Source organism: Thermoactinomyces vulgaris, assembly GCF_005886755.1.
In the GTDB taxonomy this organism is placed as follows: Bacteria; Bacillota; Bacilli; order Thermoactinomycetales; family Thermoactinomycetaceae; genus Thermoactinomyces; species Thermoactinomyces vulgaris.
In genome coordinates, this window is the sequence record NZ_CP039710.1 from 1,232,256 (window position 1) to 1,249,603 (window position 17,348).

Here is a 17,348-nt window from a genome sequence, read left to right on the forward strand (position 1 = left end):
TGTTATAATAGACCAAGCAGTGTTTTGGAGGGTATAGTATGTTCACATTTATAGATTTGTTTGCAGGTATTGGAGGTATAAGAATCGCATTTGAAAGGGTAGGAGGACGTTGTGTATTTTCATCCGAGTGGGATGTTAAAGCACAAGAAACTTATTATGCTAACTTTGGCGAGAAACCTGCTGGTGATATTCGCGAAGTTCATGATCAGATTCCTGAACATGATATTTTATTGGCAGGCTTCCCTTGTCAACCATTTTCGATTGCAGGTGTTTCAAAAAAGAAATCACTGGGTCAAGCGCATGGATTTGCAGATGAAACACAAGGTACATTGTTTTTTGAAATTGCCAAAATTATTCACAATAAGAAACCTAAAGCATTTTTTCTTGAAAATGTAAAAAATCTGCGTTCACATGACAAGGGTAGGACATTTCGTATTATTATGAATGTGCTTGAAAATGAATTAGGTTATACAGTCTATCATGAAGTATTGGATGCAAAAGGTCTAGTCCCTCAACATCGTGAAAGGATTTACATAGTTGGTTTTAGGGAACCAATTCATTTTGAATTTCCGAAATTACCAAAAGAGGGGCCATCTATTAAATCAATTCTGGAACCAGAGGTTGATGAAAAATATACACTATCTGATAAGCTTTGGTCATATTTGCAATCATATGCTGAAAAACACCGTGCAAAAGGCAACGGATTTGGCTATGGACTCGTAAATTTGGATAGCTACTCTAGAACTTTATCTGCTCGTTATTATAAAGATGGTTCGGAAATATTGATTCCTCAGGAGGGAAAGAATCCTAGGAGGCTTACTCCAAGAGAATGCGCCAGATTGCAAGGTTTTCCGGAAGATTTTAAAATAGTGGTATCAGATACTGCTGCATATAAGCAGTTTGGGAATTCAGTAGCTGTACCAGTTGTTGAAAAAATAGCAAAAAACATGATAGATGCTTTACAAAAAAACATTAACATTATAAAAGACAGAAAGGAAAAAGAACATAATGCATAATGTTAATGTTGCTATTGAAACGGCTGAAAAATTCGGCCGATTTTTTTGCAAATTTTTAGCATTAAACGATGTAGGATTAAATCCTAGAAGTCATCAGGAAGGAATATACATACCAAAAAAAGCCGCCCCTCTTTTTTTCGATAAAGAGGGGCGGAAAGGTGAAAATAAAGACAGATTAATTAACATTTTTTTAGAAGGCGATTATCCACCGATACAAGCAAGGGTTATTTGGTATGGGCGTGAAACAAGAAAGGAATACAGGATTACAAGATTTTGGGCTCATTCTCCGTTTGACAGAGCAGAAGAATTGGGAAATCTTTTTATAATGGTAAGAGCATCTGAAGATGACTATTATGTATTTATTTTGAAAAAAGAAGAAGATATAGAAACATTCCTGAATACTTTTTCAATATCACTAACTCAAAACAATGCTGTATTTGGTGTAGATGAAAACGAAGAAACTCAGTTAGAAAAGAAAATAAATTCATTTGCTAGTTTGTTTACTGAGTTTCCACCTACTATTGAAGTTGCATTAAAGTCAAGGGAGTTTTATCGTGAAAGGCGTGATGATCCAGATAAAACATTGATAAAATGGGTTGAAATCGAATACAAAATATTTAATGCATTAGAGAAAGTCATATATAAGAAAGAATTAACGACACCTTTTTATGATATTGATCAACTGATTTCATTTGCAAATACTTTATTAAATCGTCGTAAAAGTCGGGCCGGGAAATCACTAGAACATCATATTGATTACATTCTTAGGCAATATAAAATACCTTTTGATCATCCAGGCAAAACTGAAGGAAATAAAAGACCAGATTTTATTTTTCCATCTAATGATGCTTATGCAAATATCATGTTTGATGAGAAAAAACTTACTTTTCTAGGAGCTAAAACAACCTGTAAGGATAGATGGAGACAAATTCTTAATGAAGCTGATAGAATTCCAGTGAAACATTTACTAACTTTGCAACAAGGTATTAGTAAAAATCAGTTAGAGGAAATGAAGGCGGAGAAGGTTCAATTAGTAGTACCCAAATATTTGCATGGCAATTATCCTATCGAATATAGAAGTTATTTAATTGATTTTAAAACATTTATTGAACAGATGAGGGAGAAATACGAAGTCTAATATGTAGATATTGTCTACTATCTATTACTTAAACTTAGCTAATTATCTTCCTAAATAAGTCGTCGACCTCCAGTAGTGCAAAAATCCTTGGGGATCGACGACAATAATTTTTTAGTTTTATCAAGGGTTTGGAGATTTTCTTTCATTTTGGTATAAAAAAGGGTAAAATGAGAAACGTAGAGTTTTTGCGGAGTTTAGGGGTTTATAAACTACCTATAAGGTATTGAAACTGTACCCAGATTTCGTGGCTTCCCTTGCCCTGACGCTGTTTATGAACTACCTATAAGGTATTGAAACAATGACTCCGATTCGATCCGCCCGGTCGCATTGTCCAGGTTTACGAACTACCTATAAGGTATTGAAACCAAAAGGTTCTCCATCATATTCCGAAACCGCCATTTGGTTTATGAACTACCTATAAGGTATTGAAACTGACAAACTCAAAAAAGGCAACCATCACGCTTTTGCAGCGTTTATGAAATACCTATAAGGTATGAAACATCTCTCTAAAGCCTCCAAAATATTCTTTCGCTTTCTGTTTATGAACTACCTATAAGGTACTGAAACCCCATCGCTAAGTTTAGAGGAGCTATACTAAACGGCGTTTATGAATTATCTATGAGGCATTGAAGAACCATCAAATAAATGAAAGCAGCCCATTAGGTTTTTGGGCTGCTTTTTAATATGTTCAAGTATCGATTCAAAGTGTCCATATTCTCGCTAGTCGGTTTCACTTAAAGCCAGAAGTATTTTACTTAATCAAATAAGTCGCTTCATCGAGGAGGGAATGAGAATTGATTTTGGAAAAAAGTATAGGTAAGAGTCGGACTTGCAGCAAAAATGATGTTCGGCTTTTTAAACGTCCGTTGTTCTTTGTGTTGTTTCATAATGCTTAGTGAGATCAGCTTGTCGCACCAGGGTGTTCTTTTCCTGGATGAATTGCCGGAGTTTTCCAAAACGGTGCTGGAAGTGCTCAGGCAGCCCTTGGAAGACGGGACCGTCACCTTGGGAAGGGCAAGAGCGGTTTACACTTATCCGGCGGAATTTATGCTGGTCGCTTCCATGAACCCGTGTCCATGCGGTTTTTTTGGTTATGAAGAGGATCGCAGTTGCACCTGCACCCCGCACCAAGTGCAGCGATACCGGTCCAAAATTTCCGGTCCCTTGCTGGATCGGATCGACATTCACATCGAGGTACCGAAGGTGGATTTTCAAACATTGAGCAAAGGGGAAAGCGGAGAATCCTCCGCTTCCATCCGAAAACGGGTAAACCAGGCGCGAAAAAGACAGCAGGAACGTTTCCGGGGAAGCGAAACGAAAACCAACAGCACCATGAGCACAGCCGATATCCGCAAATACTGCAAGTTGGATCCGGCGTCGCTCCGGCTGATGAAGCAGGCTTTTGAAACCCTCGGTTTGAGTGCCCGGGCACATGACCGTATCCTCAAGGTGGCCCGCACCATTGCCGACTTGGCAGGAGAAGAAAACATCGGGCCTGCCCATATTGCCGAAGCGATCCAGTACCGGAGCCTGGACCGGAAGTTTTGGGAGTGATTTATCTTAGACAAAGGGATTATGCGAAAAAAAAGGCTTATCGCGTGTCCGGGGATTATCAGTGAACAACGAATGACGGCGGGCTTCCCAAGCCGAATTCTCAAAAACTCGTGTGCCTCAGTTCGATGAACGTCGGATGGAGAGCGGAGTTGGGTGTCTGTTTTGACACACTCTCCGCTTGTTAATCAAAGCGGCTCCATATCAAAGCAAACTCACAAGCAATTCAAGCCGGCTGGGGTGCCACCTCATGTTGCAACATCATAAAAATCCTGCTCTACCATCCAGGAGCACAAAAGTGGTTTGATGGATTTGGCCAATATAAATATGGAATGGAAATAAAGCAGAGAGGAATGAATCATGCAGATACCACCAGAAATGCAATTGGCACCGGAGATCAGGGCAGCATTGGAGAAGATTGATTTTATTAACAGGTACAAAAATATGTCTGCGAAATATGACTTTGACGAAGAATTTGATTATGATAATGAATTGGGTTATCCGGCCCGTAACGATAAAAGGGAAAATTTCTTTCAAATTGTGGAGGAATACCCTCCTTTTCAATTTAAATTCAATATTTCTCTCAGCTATGCTCTTTTGGATTTTATCCGGTGGTCCGAATGGATGGGGAGTTGCTGATTGGTGATCCATGGGACTAGGTTAAAGCAGTTATTGGATGGTACAGACGAACGTTTCAGAGCAGCCGGATTCCGCAATTATGATGATTTAAGGGAAATATTGAAAGAAGCATTTGAGATGGATGAGGATTTCAAACGGACTTTAATGTAAATGCTCTGATCCGGAAAGAGGATTTTGTTGGGCGATAAAGAGCTATATCGCCCTTTTTTGGTTCTTTTATATCTTAGCGTTTGGATTTCACAAACCCATCATCTTCAGCGGGAAAGATAAAAATTGAGGAGGAAAATTTTTTGGAGAAAAAAGGATATGTATCCATGTTCATTGGTGACGTAAGTTCGTTTGAAGAGCTGGAAAGCTATGTGATGCAAAGTTATACAGAGGACGGGGATTGGGTTAATTCGCAATTTGAAAAGGATTTTAGCATTGAATATTACGATGAAGATTTTTTAGAAGTGGAGTTTTACAATGAACCATCAAATGATTTGAGAGTTATTCTTAAGGGGTTTTCATATGATGAAAAGATAATTCCTGGATTTATCGGGATTTGCGGTGAGTATCTGGATCAAGAAGTGAATTCAGTTATTTTACTTTATAACTTTGCCTATGATGGAACCGTAAAAGAAACAAATCGGTTTCGGTTTTTGGGGGCGTTACCATATATGTAAATGAATAATGTTCCCATTTAAAGCATTGTGATTCCGTTTACAGGGACAACCCCAACACCATGGATCACTTCACATGGAAAGGAATTCAAAAGGCGTTAACCTTGGATGTGAAATAACAATTTTCCTGGCGGGTAAGATATGCCACGAAGTTGCTGAAATATGGTCTTTCGGGTAACGATTTGGGATCAGAAGGAGTAAGAGACTTGGATGAAGAGGATCCCACTGAAAAGTGGATTAAAGAAGTTTGTGATTTGACTGTTCATTGAAACCCATAATCAACTTTTACCCTTTTGCAATGGTTAGAACTTAAAAGGCTTAGAGGATTATTGGGAATTATTAGAAGAAGATGTCTTTCAGGATATCACCATCGATTTATGGTTATGAAGAATTAGTTGTTGTGTCGTTTGGTATAGAAGAGTCAAATTACGCAATCCGGTACCTCAAGCCTCTTATTGACTGGTACCATTAGCTCTGGGGTTGATCGACCTGTTAGATTATAGAAAATTTTTTCAATTCGCTTTCGGGGCCGCTTTGGGGAGGTGTCGGTCGGGTTTATTGCCGCTTGGTTAGGCATTCCCTCCTTTTCCTATCCGGTTGTGTTGGCGGGACCATGCTTTTTTGTCTGCGGGGGTGGTCCTGCTGGGGGTCATCAGCGGTTTGATCACCAGTATGTTGACCCCTTTTTTGCCGGTGATCATTAAAAACAGCGGATTCTCCATTACCAGTGTCGGGGTCCTCATGGCGGTGATCACGTTGGTTTGGGTGATCGTCTCTCTTTTTATTAGTGGAGAAAAAATCCATCACAGAAAAGTCCTGTTGTTTACCGGATCCCAAATTTTGACCGGTGTGGTGGTTTTGCTTTTGATGGTGAAATTCCCGCCCCTTGTGGTCATTGCCATTTTGGTTTTACGATCCGTTTTTTTATCCGTCTCAATCCGCTTTTTTCGTCGGAGATGCACTCGGGGGATCGGTGGGAGGATGGCTGTACAGTTATCACATGAATGTTGCCATTCTCGTTTGCGGGGGGCTGACTTTGCTGAATGCGCTGTTGGTGCCTTTGTTGTTTGCAATCGTCAAAGCCAAAGAAAAACACCGGCTGGTTCATGATCAGTCTTTTCATAAGAATGTGTGAACTCCATGAAACCGCACAAATGTTGCGGGAGCCGGGTGCACCTTCAGACGTGAAAAACATATGATAAAAAGAGACACCAGCACGGTGTCTCTTTTTGAGAGAAGAAAAAAGGGTGTTGAGAATGTGATCTATGTGAGTTGTCCGTCCATACAGAGATGGTTGTCTTCGATGTTCAGAATGGATCTCTTATGTGATGTTGCTGAAAACGGTACTTTGCAAGTGCCGCTGCGATATTTCCACAGCGATGGCAGCAATCAATATCTGTCCGTATTTCAGAATCAGTAAGAGAGATCGGCAGTGGACCAGGTTTTGCATTTGGGGCAGCGGACCATGCTGCCGGGAAGTGCTTTGCACACTTCGGTTTTACATTTGTGGCAAATCACTGTGACGAGCTGGTCTTTTTTTGAGTGCATGCTGCTTCCCCCCAATCGGGAACGTGACTCCTAACATCGATTGTACATATTTTTATCAATTTGTAAATAATATTATAATTTTTCAGTAACCTGGTGGGGGGTTCGTAATTGGGTTTTACATTCGGTAAAATAAAACAGGCAATTTGATTTTAAAAGAAAAACAAATAGGCTGTCCAAAACGGTCGGCCCATTTAAGGAGGGGTGATGAAATGGATGAGAAGTTGATCCGGGTGTTGCTTCATGCGAGCATCTGGTTTGCTCCGATTTTGGTGCCGTTGATTGTGTTTTTGTTTGGAAGTGACCGGGAATTAAAAAGATTGGCTTTGCAAGCGGTGGTTTTTCATGGTTCCGTTTTGTCGCTGTTATGGATTTCTACAAATTTATTGTGGATTCTGATCGGGTTCCCGTTCATCGTGGTTTTCGGACTGGCGGCTTTGTTTGTCCCGTTGACGGGCATTATTCGTGCGTTGCAAAATCGTCCGTTTCAATATCCGATCATTAAGAAGTGGATTTAAATTTTCTTTACCGAATTTGATTTTTAATCGGGAGTGTGGTAATTTAGAAAAGAAGTACAAATGGAAATATATACAGTTGGATCATGAAAAAAGGAGTAGGAATGGTGAGGAGTTTCAAAAAGCTGTCGATTTTGGGTTTGTTGGTTGCGTTGCTCATGGCTGCCGGCTGTGGAAATGATGAGAAAGTGGAAGTGCCGAAAAAATCCGTCACCGTGATTGACGGGGACACGATTAAAATCAAGTTGAAAAATAAAGAGGAGACCGTCCGGTTGCTGTTGGTGGACACGCCGGAAACCAATCATCCTCAGCTGGGAAAACAACCGCTCGGAGAGGAAGCCACAGCATTTACCAAGCAATTGATCGAAAAAGCCAATCAAATTGAATTGGAAAAGGAAGAGAACAAAAGAGACAAGTACGGGCGTTTCCTTGCCTATGTCCATGTGGACGGCAAACTGTTGCAGGAAGAGTTGGTGAAAAACGGTTTTGCCCGGGTGGCCTATGTGGATGATCCAAAAGCCAAGTATCTGGAAGACCTGAACCAGGCCCAAAAAGAGGCGGAACGTAAGAAAGCCGGCATTTGGCAATGGGATTCGTATGTCCAGAAAAACGGATTTAAAGTTGAATCTTTACAAGATGAAACCAATATTTTTGTTGCAAGCAAAAACAGCGATGTTTATCACCCGATCGGATGTGAAGCGGTGAAAGACATCAAACCGGACAATATCATTTATTATTATTCCGAGCAGGATGCAATGAAAGACAAGCGCAAACGCAGTCAGGTGAAAGAATGCTGGGATCGGTATCATGAATTGATGATGGGAAGGTGATAAAAAGTGTTGAAAGATCTGATGGCCCGGTTTGGCAAAGGGGCTGCAAAGGTGGATTTGGTGCTGGATGAGAGCCGGTTCCAATTGGGGGACACAGTGGAAGGAAAATTGCTCATTCATGGTGGCGAGGTTGAACAAAAGATCAACAAGATTGATGTGAAGCTGGAAGTCATCATCCGGCACGGGGATACGGATCATGTTCATACCATCACATCGATTCCTTTTTATGAATCATTTACCATCCGCCCCGGCGAAACCAGGGAATTTCCGTTTGCATATCAATTGCCTTATGACCTTTTGATTTCAGGAAACTACGTCACCTATTATTTTCACACTGATTTGGATATTGCCGGCGGGGTGGATCAAAAGGATCGCGATTACATAGAAATCCTTTGTCCCGCGCCATTGCAAAAAGTGCTCGACGCTTTGGGCCAATTGGGTTTCAGGGAAAAGCATGACTCCCGGGAGTTTAACGGACGGGTGCAGGAATTTGAACTTTTCCCGACCGGTTTCTTGCAGGGGCAAGCGGAAGAATTGGAGTTTGTCGCCGCCGTTCAGCCGGACGGAATCAGGTTGTTGCTGGAACTGGAACTTTACTCTTCTTTTGGAGGCAAACAAGAGATCAAGCGGGAAGTTTTCATTTCCAATGAAGAATTGGAGCCTGAGTCTGAGTTGGTCGGGCGGTTGCAGCAAATTTTGAGCGAAATGGCGGAGGCCCAAGGTGGATATCATGGAAGCTTTTCTCATGAACCGGTTTACCATGAACACAGTCACGGTCACAGCCACAGTCAAGGTTCTTCCGGGTTGGCCGGAGCCATTGGCGGCTTTGCTGCCGGCATGATCGGCGGGATGATCATGAATGAAGTGATTGATGGATTGATGGATGATGACGATGATGACGACGATGATGAAGCATTGGAAGCATTGGAAGATTTCTTTGAAGATGAAGATTAATCCAAAAAGTGGTGAATGACCCGATGGTTATTCATCACTTTTTTTATTTTCGGGCGGTTCACAGTGGAAGAAATCGAAAGAAAGAATATTATAAAATGATAATGATAGAATTTAAGATTAACAGATTCCAATTGGAGTAGAAGGGTTTATTTTTTGTTATGAAGAATTAATTCTAATGGAGAATGAATTATCTGAATATTGTGGTTGTCAATCTGTTTCAGGGGGAATGTCGATGAGCGTGTATGTTGTGATTGACCCGGGGCACGGCGGGAAAGACCCGGGAGCAAGTGCCCATGGATTGGCGGAAAAAGACGTGGTTCTTCAAATTTCCAAAAAAATGAATGATTATTTTGGGGAGTATAAAGGGGTTACTGTTTCCCTGACCCGTTGGGATGACCGTTATCTGGATTTGAATGAGCGGTCCGATTTTGCCAATGCAAGAAACTGTGATCTCTTTTTATCAATTCATATCAATTCGGCCAGCTCTTCGCAAGCAGAGGGATTCGAAACGTATATTCACCCCAATGCCGCTTCCAAAACCAAGAATTATCAAAATCAACTGCATTCGACCATCACCAATTATTTATCCCAATACCAAATAAAGGACCGGGGAAAAAAGCAAGCAGACTTTGCGGTGCTTCGCAATACAAAGATGGCGGCCATATTGATTGAAAATCTCTTTGTCACCAATGAAAGGGAAAATCAATTATTAAAAGACGGCAAGTTTATTGATGGTTTGGCCCAATCCATTGTGGAAGGGGTTGCCCGTATTTACGGATTGGAAAAGAAAAAAACGGAACCGAAACCAATGTACCGCATTACGGTGAATGGAAAAGTGGTCTATGACACAGCGTATGAGTCTAAAATCACGGAAGCCATTCTCGAGGCGGTAAGAAAAGGAGCCGATGAAATCCAATTGAACAAATTGAATTAAAGAAAGGGAAGGAGGATGTATTCCTCCTTCTTATATTTTATTCACCATATCCAAGCGGTATTCTGAATAAAAATAACTATATTTATTTTGCATATATAAGATCTTTTATAATAAAATATTTTAAAATATTGAAAGAGAAAAGAGATCCATTGGACAAGGCTTCGGATGAAGGATGGAGCAATTGTTCAGACAGGGGGGTAGTGGAGGTGTACCGGATGAAGAAATTGTTGAAAAATATGACTTTTCAAGTTCTGTCAGCCATTTTTATCGGGATCTTGCTGGGAGTCTTTGTTCCGGATGTAGCCAAAATGATGAAACCATTGGGAGAAATGTTTATCAACATGGTAAAAATGGTGATTGCACCGTTAATATTTTTTACCATCGTGCTTGGCATTGCCAAAATGGGAGACATGAAAAAAGTGGGCAGGGTCGGGGGAAAAGCGCTGATCTATTTTGAAATCGTTACCACTTTTGCTTTGGTTATCGGACTGATTGTTGCCAATTTGGTGGAACCCGGTGAAGGAGTGAACCTTCAAGCAACCCAAGCCGAAAGCGACCAAGTGAGTGAATACGCCCAAGAAGGGGAAAAAATGAAGCTGTCCGATTTCATCATTCATATCATTCCGTCCAATGCAGTGGAAGCTTTCGCGAAGGGGGATATTTTGCAAGTTGTTTTCTTTGCGGTTTTGTTCGGGTTTGCCCTGGTTTCGCTGGGAGAGACGGGAAAGCCTGTGATTGATCTGTTTGACCGGATTTCCAATGTATTCTTTAAAATCGTCAACATCGTGATGAAAGCGGCTCCGGCGGGGGCATTCGGGGCGATGGCTTTTACCATCGGAAATTATGGTTTGGCGACGTTGGTTCCGCTTGGTAAATTGATGTTGTCGGTTTATGCAACCATGTTTTTGTTTGTGTTCGTGATCCTGAACCTGATTTGCAAAATGTACGGTTTCAGTCTCCTGAAATATTTAAAATTTATTAAGGAAGAATTGTTGATTGTGCTCGGCACTTCTTCGTCGGAATCGGTCCTGCCGCAAATGATGAAAAAAATGGAGAAGGCAGGGTGTTCCAAATCGGTGGTCGGCTTGGTCATGCCGACCGGCTATTCCTTTAATTTGGACGGAACCAGCATTTATTTGACCATGGCGGTTGTGTTTTTGGCACAGGTCAGCGGAGTGGATTTGACCCTGACCCAAGAGCTGACCATCCTGGCCATTTTGATGTTGACGTCCAAAGGTGCCGCCACCGTAACCGGGGGAGGATTCATTGTTTTGGCTTCCACCCTGAGTGCCATGCAAGTGATTCCCATGGAAGGGTTGGCGCTGTTGTTGGGAGTGGACCGGTTCATGTCTGAAGCACGGGCCATCGTCAATATGATCGGAAACGGGATTGCCACCTTGGTGGTGGCCAAAAGTGAAAAAGAGTATCATCCGGACGGAGAATATAATTTGGAATGACAGAAAAACCACACCTTTAAAAGGTGTGGTTTTTTATTAAAACCCGTCAGAAGAGAGGGAATCAGGGGATGTCGGATCGAATGTGCCGTTTTTGGCCCGGGACAATATCTCGATGCGGACGTTAATTTGTTTTTCGGCAAAGCGCCGGAGTTTTTTCATATCCACTCCCAGCGGGCTGACACCTTCCTGGTATCGGGATACGATTTCCAAACCGTATGGCGCCAGTTCTTCCATTTTTTTGACGAACTGGTCAAACAGGGAAGGTTTTTCGTGAATCAACCGCTGCAAGAGATAGGTTCCATAGCTGATGTGGCGCGATTCGTCCAATTTCAAATAACCGATTCCTTCCATCAATCCCGGCATCAAACCGGATTTGTCCAGCCCTTCATGGAAACTGGTATAACCGGTTTCCGCCAACACGCCTTCCACAAACATGTTGTAAATGGTGGCGGCATCCACAATCGCTTCGGGCGAAGCATCATGCAACAAGCGGTTCAAGGATTCCGGAAGCATTTCGTTGAAAATTTTGCGGTATGCGGGGGAATGGTATCGGGAAAGATCGCCGGTTTCCCCGATAGCATTGAGAAACAGTCGGAAAAATTCGGTATGTTTGGCTTCATCGAATAAAAATGTCGTCAGATACAATTCCTCTTCCAAACGCCCTTCTTTGGCGATGACCATGATCAGAGGCAGCAAATCAATGGTGACCGCTTCTTCTCCGGCCAAAAAACTGGACGACCGTGCCCGGATTTCTTCTTTTTGTTGTTCGGTCATCTGTTCCCAATCTTTTTTGTCTTTTGAAAAATCGATGGATTCCGGGTTCCATGTTCCTGCACGTTTGGCTTTTTGATAAAGCTGATATGGAAATGAATCAAACCGGAGACCTCCCGGACGGGTTGACTGAAATTCTTTGCGCATGTGTTGCATCGCCTCCTCCGCATTTCAAGTGTTGATGGATTGGTCAAAAACTTCACGAACGATCCTTAAGATGGTCTCATCAGGAATCGGATAAATTCCTGCCGGATCCTGTTTCACCAGCGAGACCAATTCCTGCTCGAGTTCAGGGGTGAAATGCCAATCAGCAAATGTATCCGGCAATCCCACGTTTTTTCGGAATTCTCTCAGGAACCCGGTGACTGCATCGATCGCCGGTGGAATTCCGATGATTTTGGAAAATGACTCGATTCGCGGCTGATAGAATGAGGGCAGGCCTTCCATGACAGTGGGCAACAAGACCGCATTGGCCAGCCCGTGCGGAATCCCGAACCGGGCGCCGAGGGCGTGGGACAAATTGTGAACGGGGACGGCCGTCAACGAGAAACAAAAAGCAATAATGGCCATTGAACTGGCAATCAGCATTTGTTCACGGGCTTCGAGATTGTTTCCATCTTCCACCGCCACAGGAAGGTGTTTTAAGATCATTTGCATGGCTTGGATGGCAAAAGCATCCGTATACGGATGAGCGGTCGGTGAAAAAAAGGCTTCCACTGCATGGGTGAGTGCATCCATTCCGGTTGCAGCTGTCATTTCAGGCGGCAGACTGACGGTCAGCTCCGGATCGAGAATCGCAATATCGGCAGCGATATAGGGATGAAACAGATTGGCTTTTTTCTGATATTTCTCATGAAAGATGACAGCCACCGGAGAAACTTCGGATCCCGTGCCGGCCGTGGTCGGGATGGCGATATGCGGAATCGGAATGGGTTTTGCTTCCGGCAGGGTTATTTGTTCAACCGGTTTAAGGGATTCGTGAATATCTTGTTTTCCCAAATGCAAAAGCCATTTGACCCCTTTGACGGTATCCAGGACACTCCCGCCTCCCAAAGCGATGAGTGCATCAGCTTGGCGGTCACGGAAAAATTGGGCCGCACGATTGATTTTTTCTCCCTTGGCGTCTTGCTCGATTTCATCGAATATTCCGACCAATTGCACCGGTTTGACCGTCTGGTCCAGGAGCTTTTTGATTTTTTCCGTGATGCCGGCTTGGGTTAAACCTTTGTCAGTGAAAAGGACCACCCGTTTTCCTCCCAGTCCGTGCACGAATTCAGCCAAACGGGAACAAGTCCCTGAACCGCTGTGGACTTGGGAATGGAGAAAAAATTGGAAGGAAGAAAAAGTCATTTTTTCACCCCTGTATATGTTATATTGATAAAAACAAATGAATATTTACAAGGATCGGTCGGCCTGTGGCTTATAAAAGCAACCTCCCTATTTTATTATACAATGTTTTCTTTTTTGAAAGCGATTAATATTAATAAGATTCTAATTGTCTTACATTAATATTTGTGAGATATTTAGAAATATATTTGTTTAGATTATAATGTTTGTAATGGAGAGGTTAGACTTTTTTTCGCGAAAGGAGTACAGGTATGAAGCATTTTTCGAAAGTTTTAGTAGCCAATCGTGGCGAAATTGCTACCCGGATTTTTCGCGCTTGCACCGAACTGGGGATTCGCACGGTCGCTGTCTACACCGAGCAGGACAGCTTATCCCTCCATCGTTACAAAGCGGATGAAGCTTATCTGATCGGCGAGGGAAAAGGCCCGATTGAAGCGTATTTGGATATTGATGCCATTTTGGAAGTAGCAAAACGCCATGATGTGGATGCTATTCATCCCGGTTACGGCTTTTTGGCGGAAAATACCGAATTTGCCAAACGGTGCGAAGAAGAGGGGATTGTATTTATCGGTCCGTCCCCGGAGCATATCAAAATGTTTGGCGATAAGGTGGAAGCCCGTGACATGGCTGTTAAAGCCGGGATTCCGGTCATTCCTGGTACCCCTGATCCGATTCAGTCACTAAAAGAAGCGCAAGAGTTTACAGAAAAGCACGGATTTCCGGTCATCATCAAAGCAGCTTCCGGTGGAGGCGGCCGCGGGATGCGGATTGTCCGCAAGGCGGAAGAATTGAAAGACGCGGTCGAACGTGCCCGGTCCGAAGCGAAATCCGCTTTTGGAAATGCCGCGGTTTATATCGAGAAATATTTGGAAAATCCGAAACATATCGAAGTGCAAATTTTGGCAGACTCTTACGGGAATGTCATTCATCTTTATGACCGGGATTGTTCCATCCAACGCCGCCATCAAAAAGTGATTGAAGTGGCGCCGAGTGTGTCGTTGGATGAGAATTTGCGCGAACAGATTTGCGAAGCGGCTTTGAACCTGATGAAAAAAGCCGGTTACATCAATGCCGGAACGGTTGAATTTTTGGTCACCGGCGATCAAAAGTTTTACTTTATCGAGGTGAATCCGCGGGTGCAGGTGGAGCACACCATTACGGAATTAATCACCGGTGTGGACATCGTGCAATCCCAAATCCGGATTGCGGAAGGATATGCTTTAACCGATCCGGAAGTGGGCGTGCCGGCGCAGTCGGAAATCACCACCCGCGGGTATGCGATTCAATGCCGTGTGACCACCGAGGATCCGGAGCGCGATTTCCTGCCGGAAACGGGAAAATTGCTTGCGTACCGGTCCGGAGGCGGATTTGGCATTCGTTTGGATTCCGGTAACGCGTATCCCGGGGCTGTCATAACACCGCACTATGATTCCTTGCTGGTGAAAGTTTCTTCTTGGGCGATGACTTATGAACAAGCAGCCCAAAAAATGTTGCGCACGTTGAGGGAATTCCGGGTTCGCGGAGTGAAAACCAATATTCCGTTTATGGAAAATGTGGTGCAACATCCGGTGTTTTTAAGTGGGAAATATGATACTTCGTTCATTGACACAACACCGGAATTGTTTGAGTTTCCAAAGCGGAGAGACCGTGGAACCAAATTATTGAATTATATCGGTCAGACGGTTGTCAACGGGTATCCGGGATTGCCCAAAGACAAAAAGCCCAATTTTCCCGAACCACGTGTGCCCGTTGTTCCTTATGACCGGGAATATCCGTGCGGAACGAAACAAATTTTGGACGAGCAGGGAGCCGAAGGACTGATTGACTGGATTAAAAACAGCGAGCGCCTTTTAGTGACGGATACGACCTTTCGCGATGCCCATCAGTCTTTGTTTGCAACCAGAATGCGCACCTATGATTTGTTAAAAATCGCTGAAGCGACGGGAAAACTGGCTCCGGGATTATTCTCGCTGGAGATGTGGGGAGGAGCCACTTTTGATACGGCAATGCGCTTTTTAAATGAAGATCCTTGGGAAAGGTTGCACTTACTTCGTGAACGGATTCCCAATATTTTATTTCAAATGCTGTTCAGAGGCGCCAATGCGGTGGGTTACACCAACTATCCCGATAATGTGATCCGGAAGTTTGTGCAACTGGCTGCAAAGAGCGGCATTGACGTTTTCCGGATTTTTGACAGCTTAAACTGGATTGAAGGCATGAGGGTGGCAATCGATGCCGTGCGTGAAACCGGGAAAGTTGCCGAAGCGACCATATGTTACACCGGGGATATCACGGATCCGTCCCGCAACAAATACTCGCTGAAATATTATGTGGATCTGGCCAAAGAGTTGGAAAAAGCGGGGGCGCAAATCCTGGCGATCAAAGATATGGCCGGATTGTTGAAACCATTTGCGGCATATCAGCTGGTCAAAGCATTAAAAGAAGAGATCGGCATTCCGATTCATTTGCATACGCATGATACCAGCGGGGTGCAGATGTCGACGCTGATCAAGGCTTATGAAGCCGGGGTGGACATTGTGGATACCGCCATCAGTTCCATGTCCGGATTCACTTCACAGCCCAGCCTGAATGGTTTGGTTGCCGCATTGCGCGGTGATAAGAGAGAAACCGGATTGGATTTGCAGGAGATCCAAAAGCTCTCGGATTACTGGGAAGATGTGCGGGCTTATTATGCCGGTTTTGAAAGTGACATCAAATCGCCGACCGCCGAGGTGTATGTTCATGAAATGCCGGGCGGACAATATTCCAACTTGCGCCAGCAGGCGAATGCGGTCGGTCTGGGCGATCGCTGGGAAGAAGTGAAAAAAGCTTATGCCACGGTAAACAAAATGTTTGGAGACATTGTCAAAGTCACTCCTTCTTCCAAAGTGGTCGGGGACATGGCCCTGTTTATGGTGCAAAACAACCTGTCGGAACAGGATGTTTATGAAAAAGGCCACCGTTATGACTTCCCGGAATCGGTCATTCAGTTTTTCCAAGGATATTTGGGACAACCGCCGGGGGGATTCCCGGAAAAGTTGCGGGATATTATCTTAAAAGGCCGCGAATATTTCACTTGCCGGCCGGGCGAATTGTTGGAGCCGGTTGATTTCGGGGAAGTCCAAAAAGAGCTGGAAGAAAAAACCGGCCGGACGGTCAATGAGTACGATGTGATGAGTTACATCATGTATCCGAAAGTGTTCTTGGACAAAGAAAAGAAAACCAAGGAATTCGGGGATCTCTCCGTGTTGGATACACCCACGTTTTTCTACGGGCTCCGTTACGGGGAAGAGATCAAAGTGGAGATCGAAACGGGTAAAACCTTGATCGTCAAATTGATTACAGTCGGGCCGTTGGCTCCGGACGGGACACGGACGGTGTATTATGAATTAAACGGACAACCGCGTGAAGTGAACATTCGCGATTTGTCAGCCAAAGCAACGGTCGATTCGCGCCGCAAAGCGGATCCGGATGTGGAAGGCCATGTGGGAGCCACGATGCCGGGGCATGTGGTGAAAATCCTGGTTGAGAAAGGGGACAAGGTGAAGAAAGGAGAACACCTTGTCGTCACCGAGGCCATGAAGATGGAAACGACGATCCAGGCGCCGTTTGACGGTGTGGTCAAGGAAATTCATGTGAAAAATGGAGATGCCATCGAGACCGGGGACTTATTGATTGAAATGGAGTAGAGATTGACAAACCGGCCGGATGTCATGTATATAAATGTATAAAACTTGCATATCAAAGTGCGATGACAGAGTGAATCAATCCGGAGCGATGCACAGAGAGCGGGTTTCGCGGCTGGAAAAACCCGTCATTTAACCGGATTGTCCCGCCTCTGGAGCGATCCGTGAAAAGCGGATTCGGTGGCATGGCCGTTATCCAGTAAAGGGGATGCGTCTTACGGTGGATGTGGGACGCATCAATGAAGGTGGTACCGCGAAAAAGCCTTTCGTCCTTCAGGGATGAAAGGCTTTTTTTGTTTAGAG

16 protein-coding genes are annotated in these 17,348 nt (G+C 43.9%); 13 read left to right on the top strand and 3 right to left on the bottom strand.

Going from position 1 to position 17,348, the window contains the following annotated elements:
- Positions 1-38 precede the first annotated feature (38 nt).
- The 7 genes from dcm (at position 39) to FA954_RS06460 (ending at position 6,141) form a co-directional block, all read left to right on the top strand.
- The gene (dcm, locus tag FA954_RS06435) at positions 39-1,016 is read left to right on the top strand and encodes a DNA (cytosine-5-)-methyltransferase (RefSeq protein WP_138614935.1); all 978 of its coding nucleotides are present in this window, start codon (positions 39-41) and stop codon (positions 1,014-1,016) included.
- Entirely contained in the window at positions 1,009-2,154 is a 1,146-nt protein-coding gene (locus tag FA954_RS06440) for a type II restriction endonuclease (protein WP_138614936.1), read from the top strand. Before dcm ends, FA954_RS06440 begins: the two co-directional genes overlap by 8 nt.
- 888 nt (positions 2,155-3,042) lie before the next feature.
- The gene (locus FA954_RS06445) at positions 3,043-3,708 is read left to right on the top strand and encodes a YifB family Mg chelatase-like AAA ATPase (RefSeq protein WP_236533743.1); all 666 of its coding nucleotides are present in this window, start codon (positions 3,043-3,045) and stop codon (positions 3,706-3,708) included.
- A gap of 357 nt (positions 3,709-4,065) precedes the next feature.
- Positions 4,066-4,344 carry a hypothetical protein gene (locus FA954_RS06450; RefSeq protein ID WP_138614938.1) on the top strand — a complete coding sequence of 93 codons (279 nt, stop codon included), beginning with the start codon at positions 4,066-4,068 and terminating at the stop codon, positions 4,342-4,344.
- 3 nt (positions 4,345-4,347) lie between these two features.
- Positions 4,348-4,494 carry a hypothetical protein gene (locus FA954_RS13660; RefSeq protein ID WP_156097753.1) on the top strand — a complete coding sequence of 49 codons (147 nt, stop codon included), beginning with the start codon at positions 4,348-4,350 and terminating at the stop codon, positions 4,492-4,494.
- Positions 4,495-4,634: 140 nt separating this feature from the next.
- Complete coding sequence (locus FA954_RS06455; protein ID WP_037997288.1) at positions 4,635-5,009, top strand: immunity 22 family protein; 375 nt, start codon at positions 4,635-4,637, stop codon at positions 5,007-5,009.
- 883 nt (positions 5,010-5,892) lie between these two features.
- Positions 5,893-6,141 carry a hypothetical protein gene (locus FA954_RS06460; RefSeq protein ID WP_037997286.1) on the top strand — a complete coding sequence of 83 codons (249 nt, stop codon included), beginning with the start codon at positions 5,893-5,895 and terminating at the stop codon, positions 6,139-6,141.
- A 278-nt stretch (positions 6,142-6,419) separates the two neighbouring features.
- Here the strand turns inward: FA954_RS06460 and FA954_RS13965 are convergent, their stop codons facing one another.
- A complete protein-coding gene (locus FA954_RS13965) occupies positions 6,420-6,554 on the bottom strand; it encodes a hypothetical protein (RefSeq protein WP_255347204.1) in 135 nt (44 codons plus the stop codon).
- Between the two features lie 209 nt (positions 6,555-6,763).
- On the opposite strand from FA954_RS13965, the gene FA954_RS06465 reads away from it, so the two are divergent.
- The 5 genes from FA954_RS06465 (at position 6,764) to FA954_RS06485 (ending at position 11,241) form a co-directional block, all read left to right on the top strand.
- The gene (locus FA954_RS06465) at positions 6,764-7,069 is read left to right on the top strand and encodes a DUF4870 domain-containing protein (protein WP_037997284.1); all 306 of its coding nucleotides are present in this window, start codon (positions 6,764-6,766) and stop codon (positions 7,067-7,069) included.
- A gap of 104 nt (positions 7,070-7,173) precedes the next feature.
- A complete protein-coding gene (locus FA954_RS06470; protein ID WP_165489738.1) occupies positions 7,174-7,896 on the top strand; it encodes a thermonuclease family protein in 723 nt (240 codons plus the stop codon).
- 6 nt (positions 7,897-7,902) lie between these two features.
- The gene (locus tag FA954_RS06475; protein WP_037997281.1) at positions 7,903-8,850 is read left to right on the top strand and encodes a sporulation protein; all 948 of its coding nucleotides are present in this window, start codon (positions 7,903-7,905) and stop codon (positions 8,848-8,850) included.
- Positions 8,851-9,082: 232 nt separating this feature from the next.
- Positions 9,083-9,784, top strand: coding sequence for an N-acetylmuramoyl-L-alanine amidase family protein (locus FA954_RS06480; RefSeq protein WP_037997279.1), 702 nt, complete (start codon positions 9,083-9,085; stop codon positions 9,782-9,784).
- Between the two features lie 215 nt (positions 9,785-9,999).
- Positions 10,000-11,241: a dicarboxylate/amino acid:cation symporter gene (locus FA954_RS06485; protein WP_037997315.1), complete on the top strand. Its 1,242-nt coding sequence runs from the start codon at positions 10,000-10,002 to the stop codon at positions 11,239-11,241.
- 36 nt (positions 11,242-11,277) lie between these two features.
- Here the strand turns inward: FA954_RS06485 and FA954_RS06490 are convergent, their stop codons facing one another.
- Together FA954_RS06490 and FA954_RS06495 are read right to left on the bottom strand one after the other, a co-directional pair.
- The gene (locus FA954_RS06490; RefSeq protein WP_037997276.1) at positions 11,278-12,159 is read right to left on the bottom strand and encodes a R2-like ligand-binding oxidase; all 882 of its coding nucleotides are present in this window, start codon (positions 12,157-12,159) and stop codon (positions 11,278-11,280) included.
- A gap of 24 nt (positions 12,160-12,183) precedes the next feature.
- On the bottom strand, positions 12,184-13,362 hold the full coding sequence (locus FA954_RS06495) for an iron-containing alcohol dehydrogenase (protein ID WP_037997274.1): 1,179 nt from the start codon (positions 13,360-13,362) through the stop codon (positions 12,184-12,186).
- A gap of 248 nt (positions 13,363-13,610) precedes the next feature.
- Here FA954_RS06495 and pyc point away from each other — a divergent pair, with 248 nt between their 5' ends.
- Entirely contained in the window at positions 13,611-17,048 is a 3,438-nt protein-coding gene (pyc, locus tag FA954_RS06500) for a pyruvate carboxylase (RefSeq protein ID WP_062843183.1), read from the top strand.
- Positions 17,049-17,348: the final 300 nt, after the last annotated feature.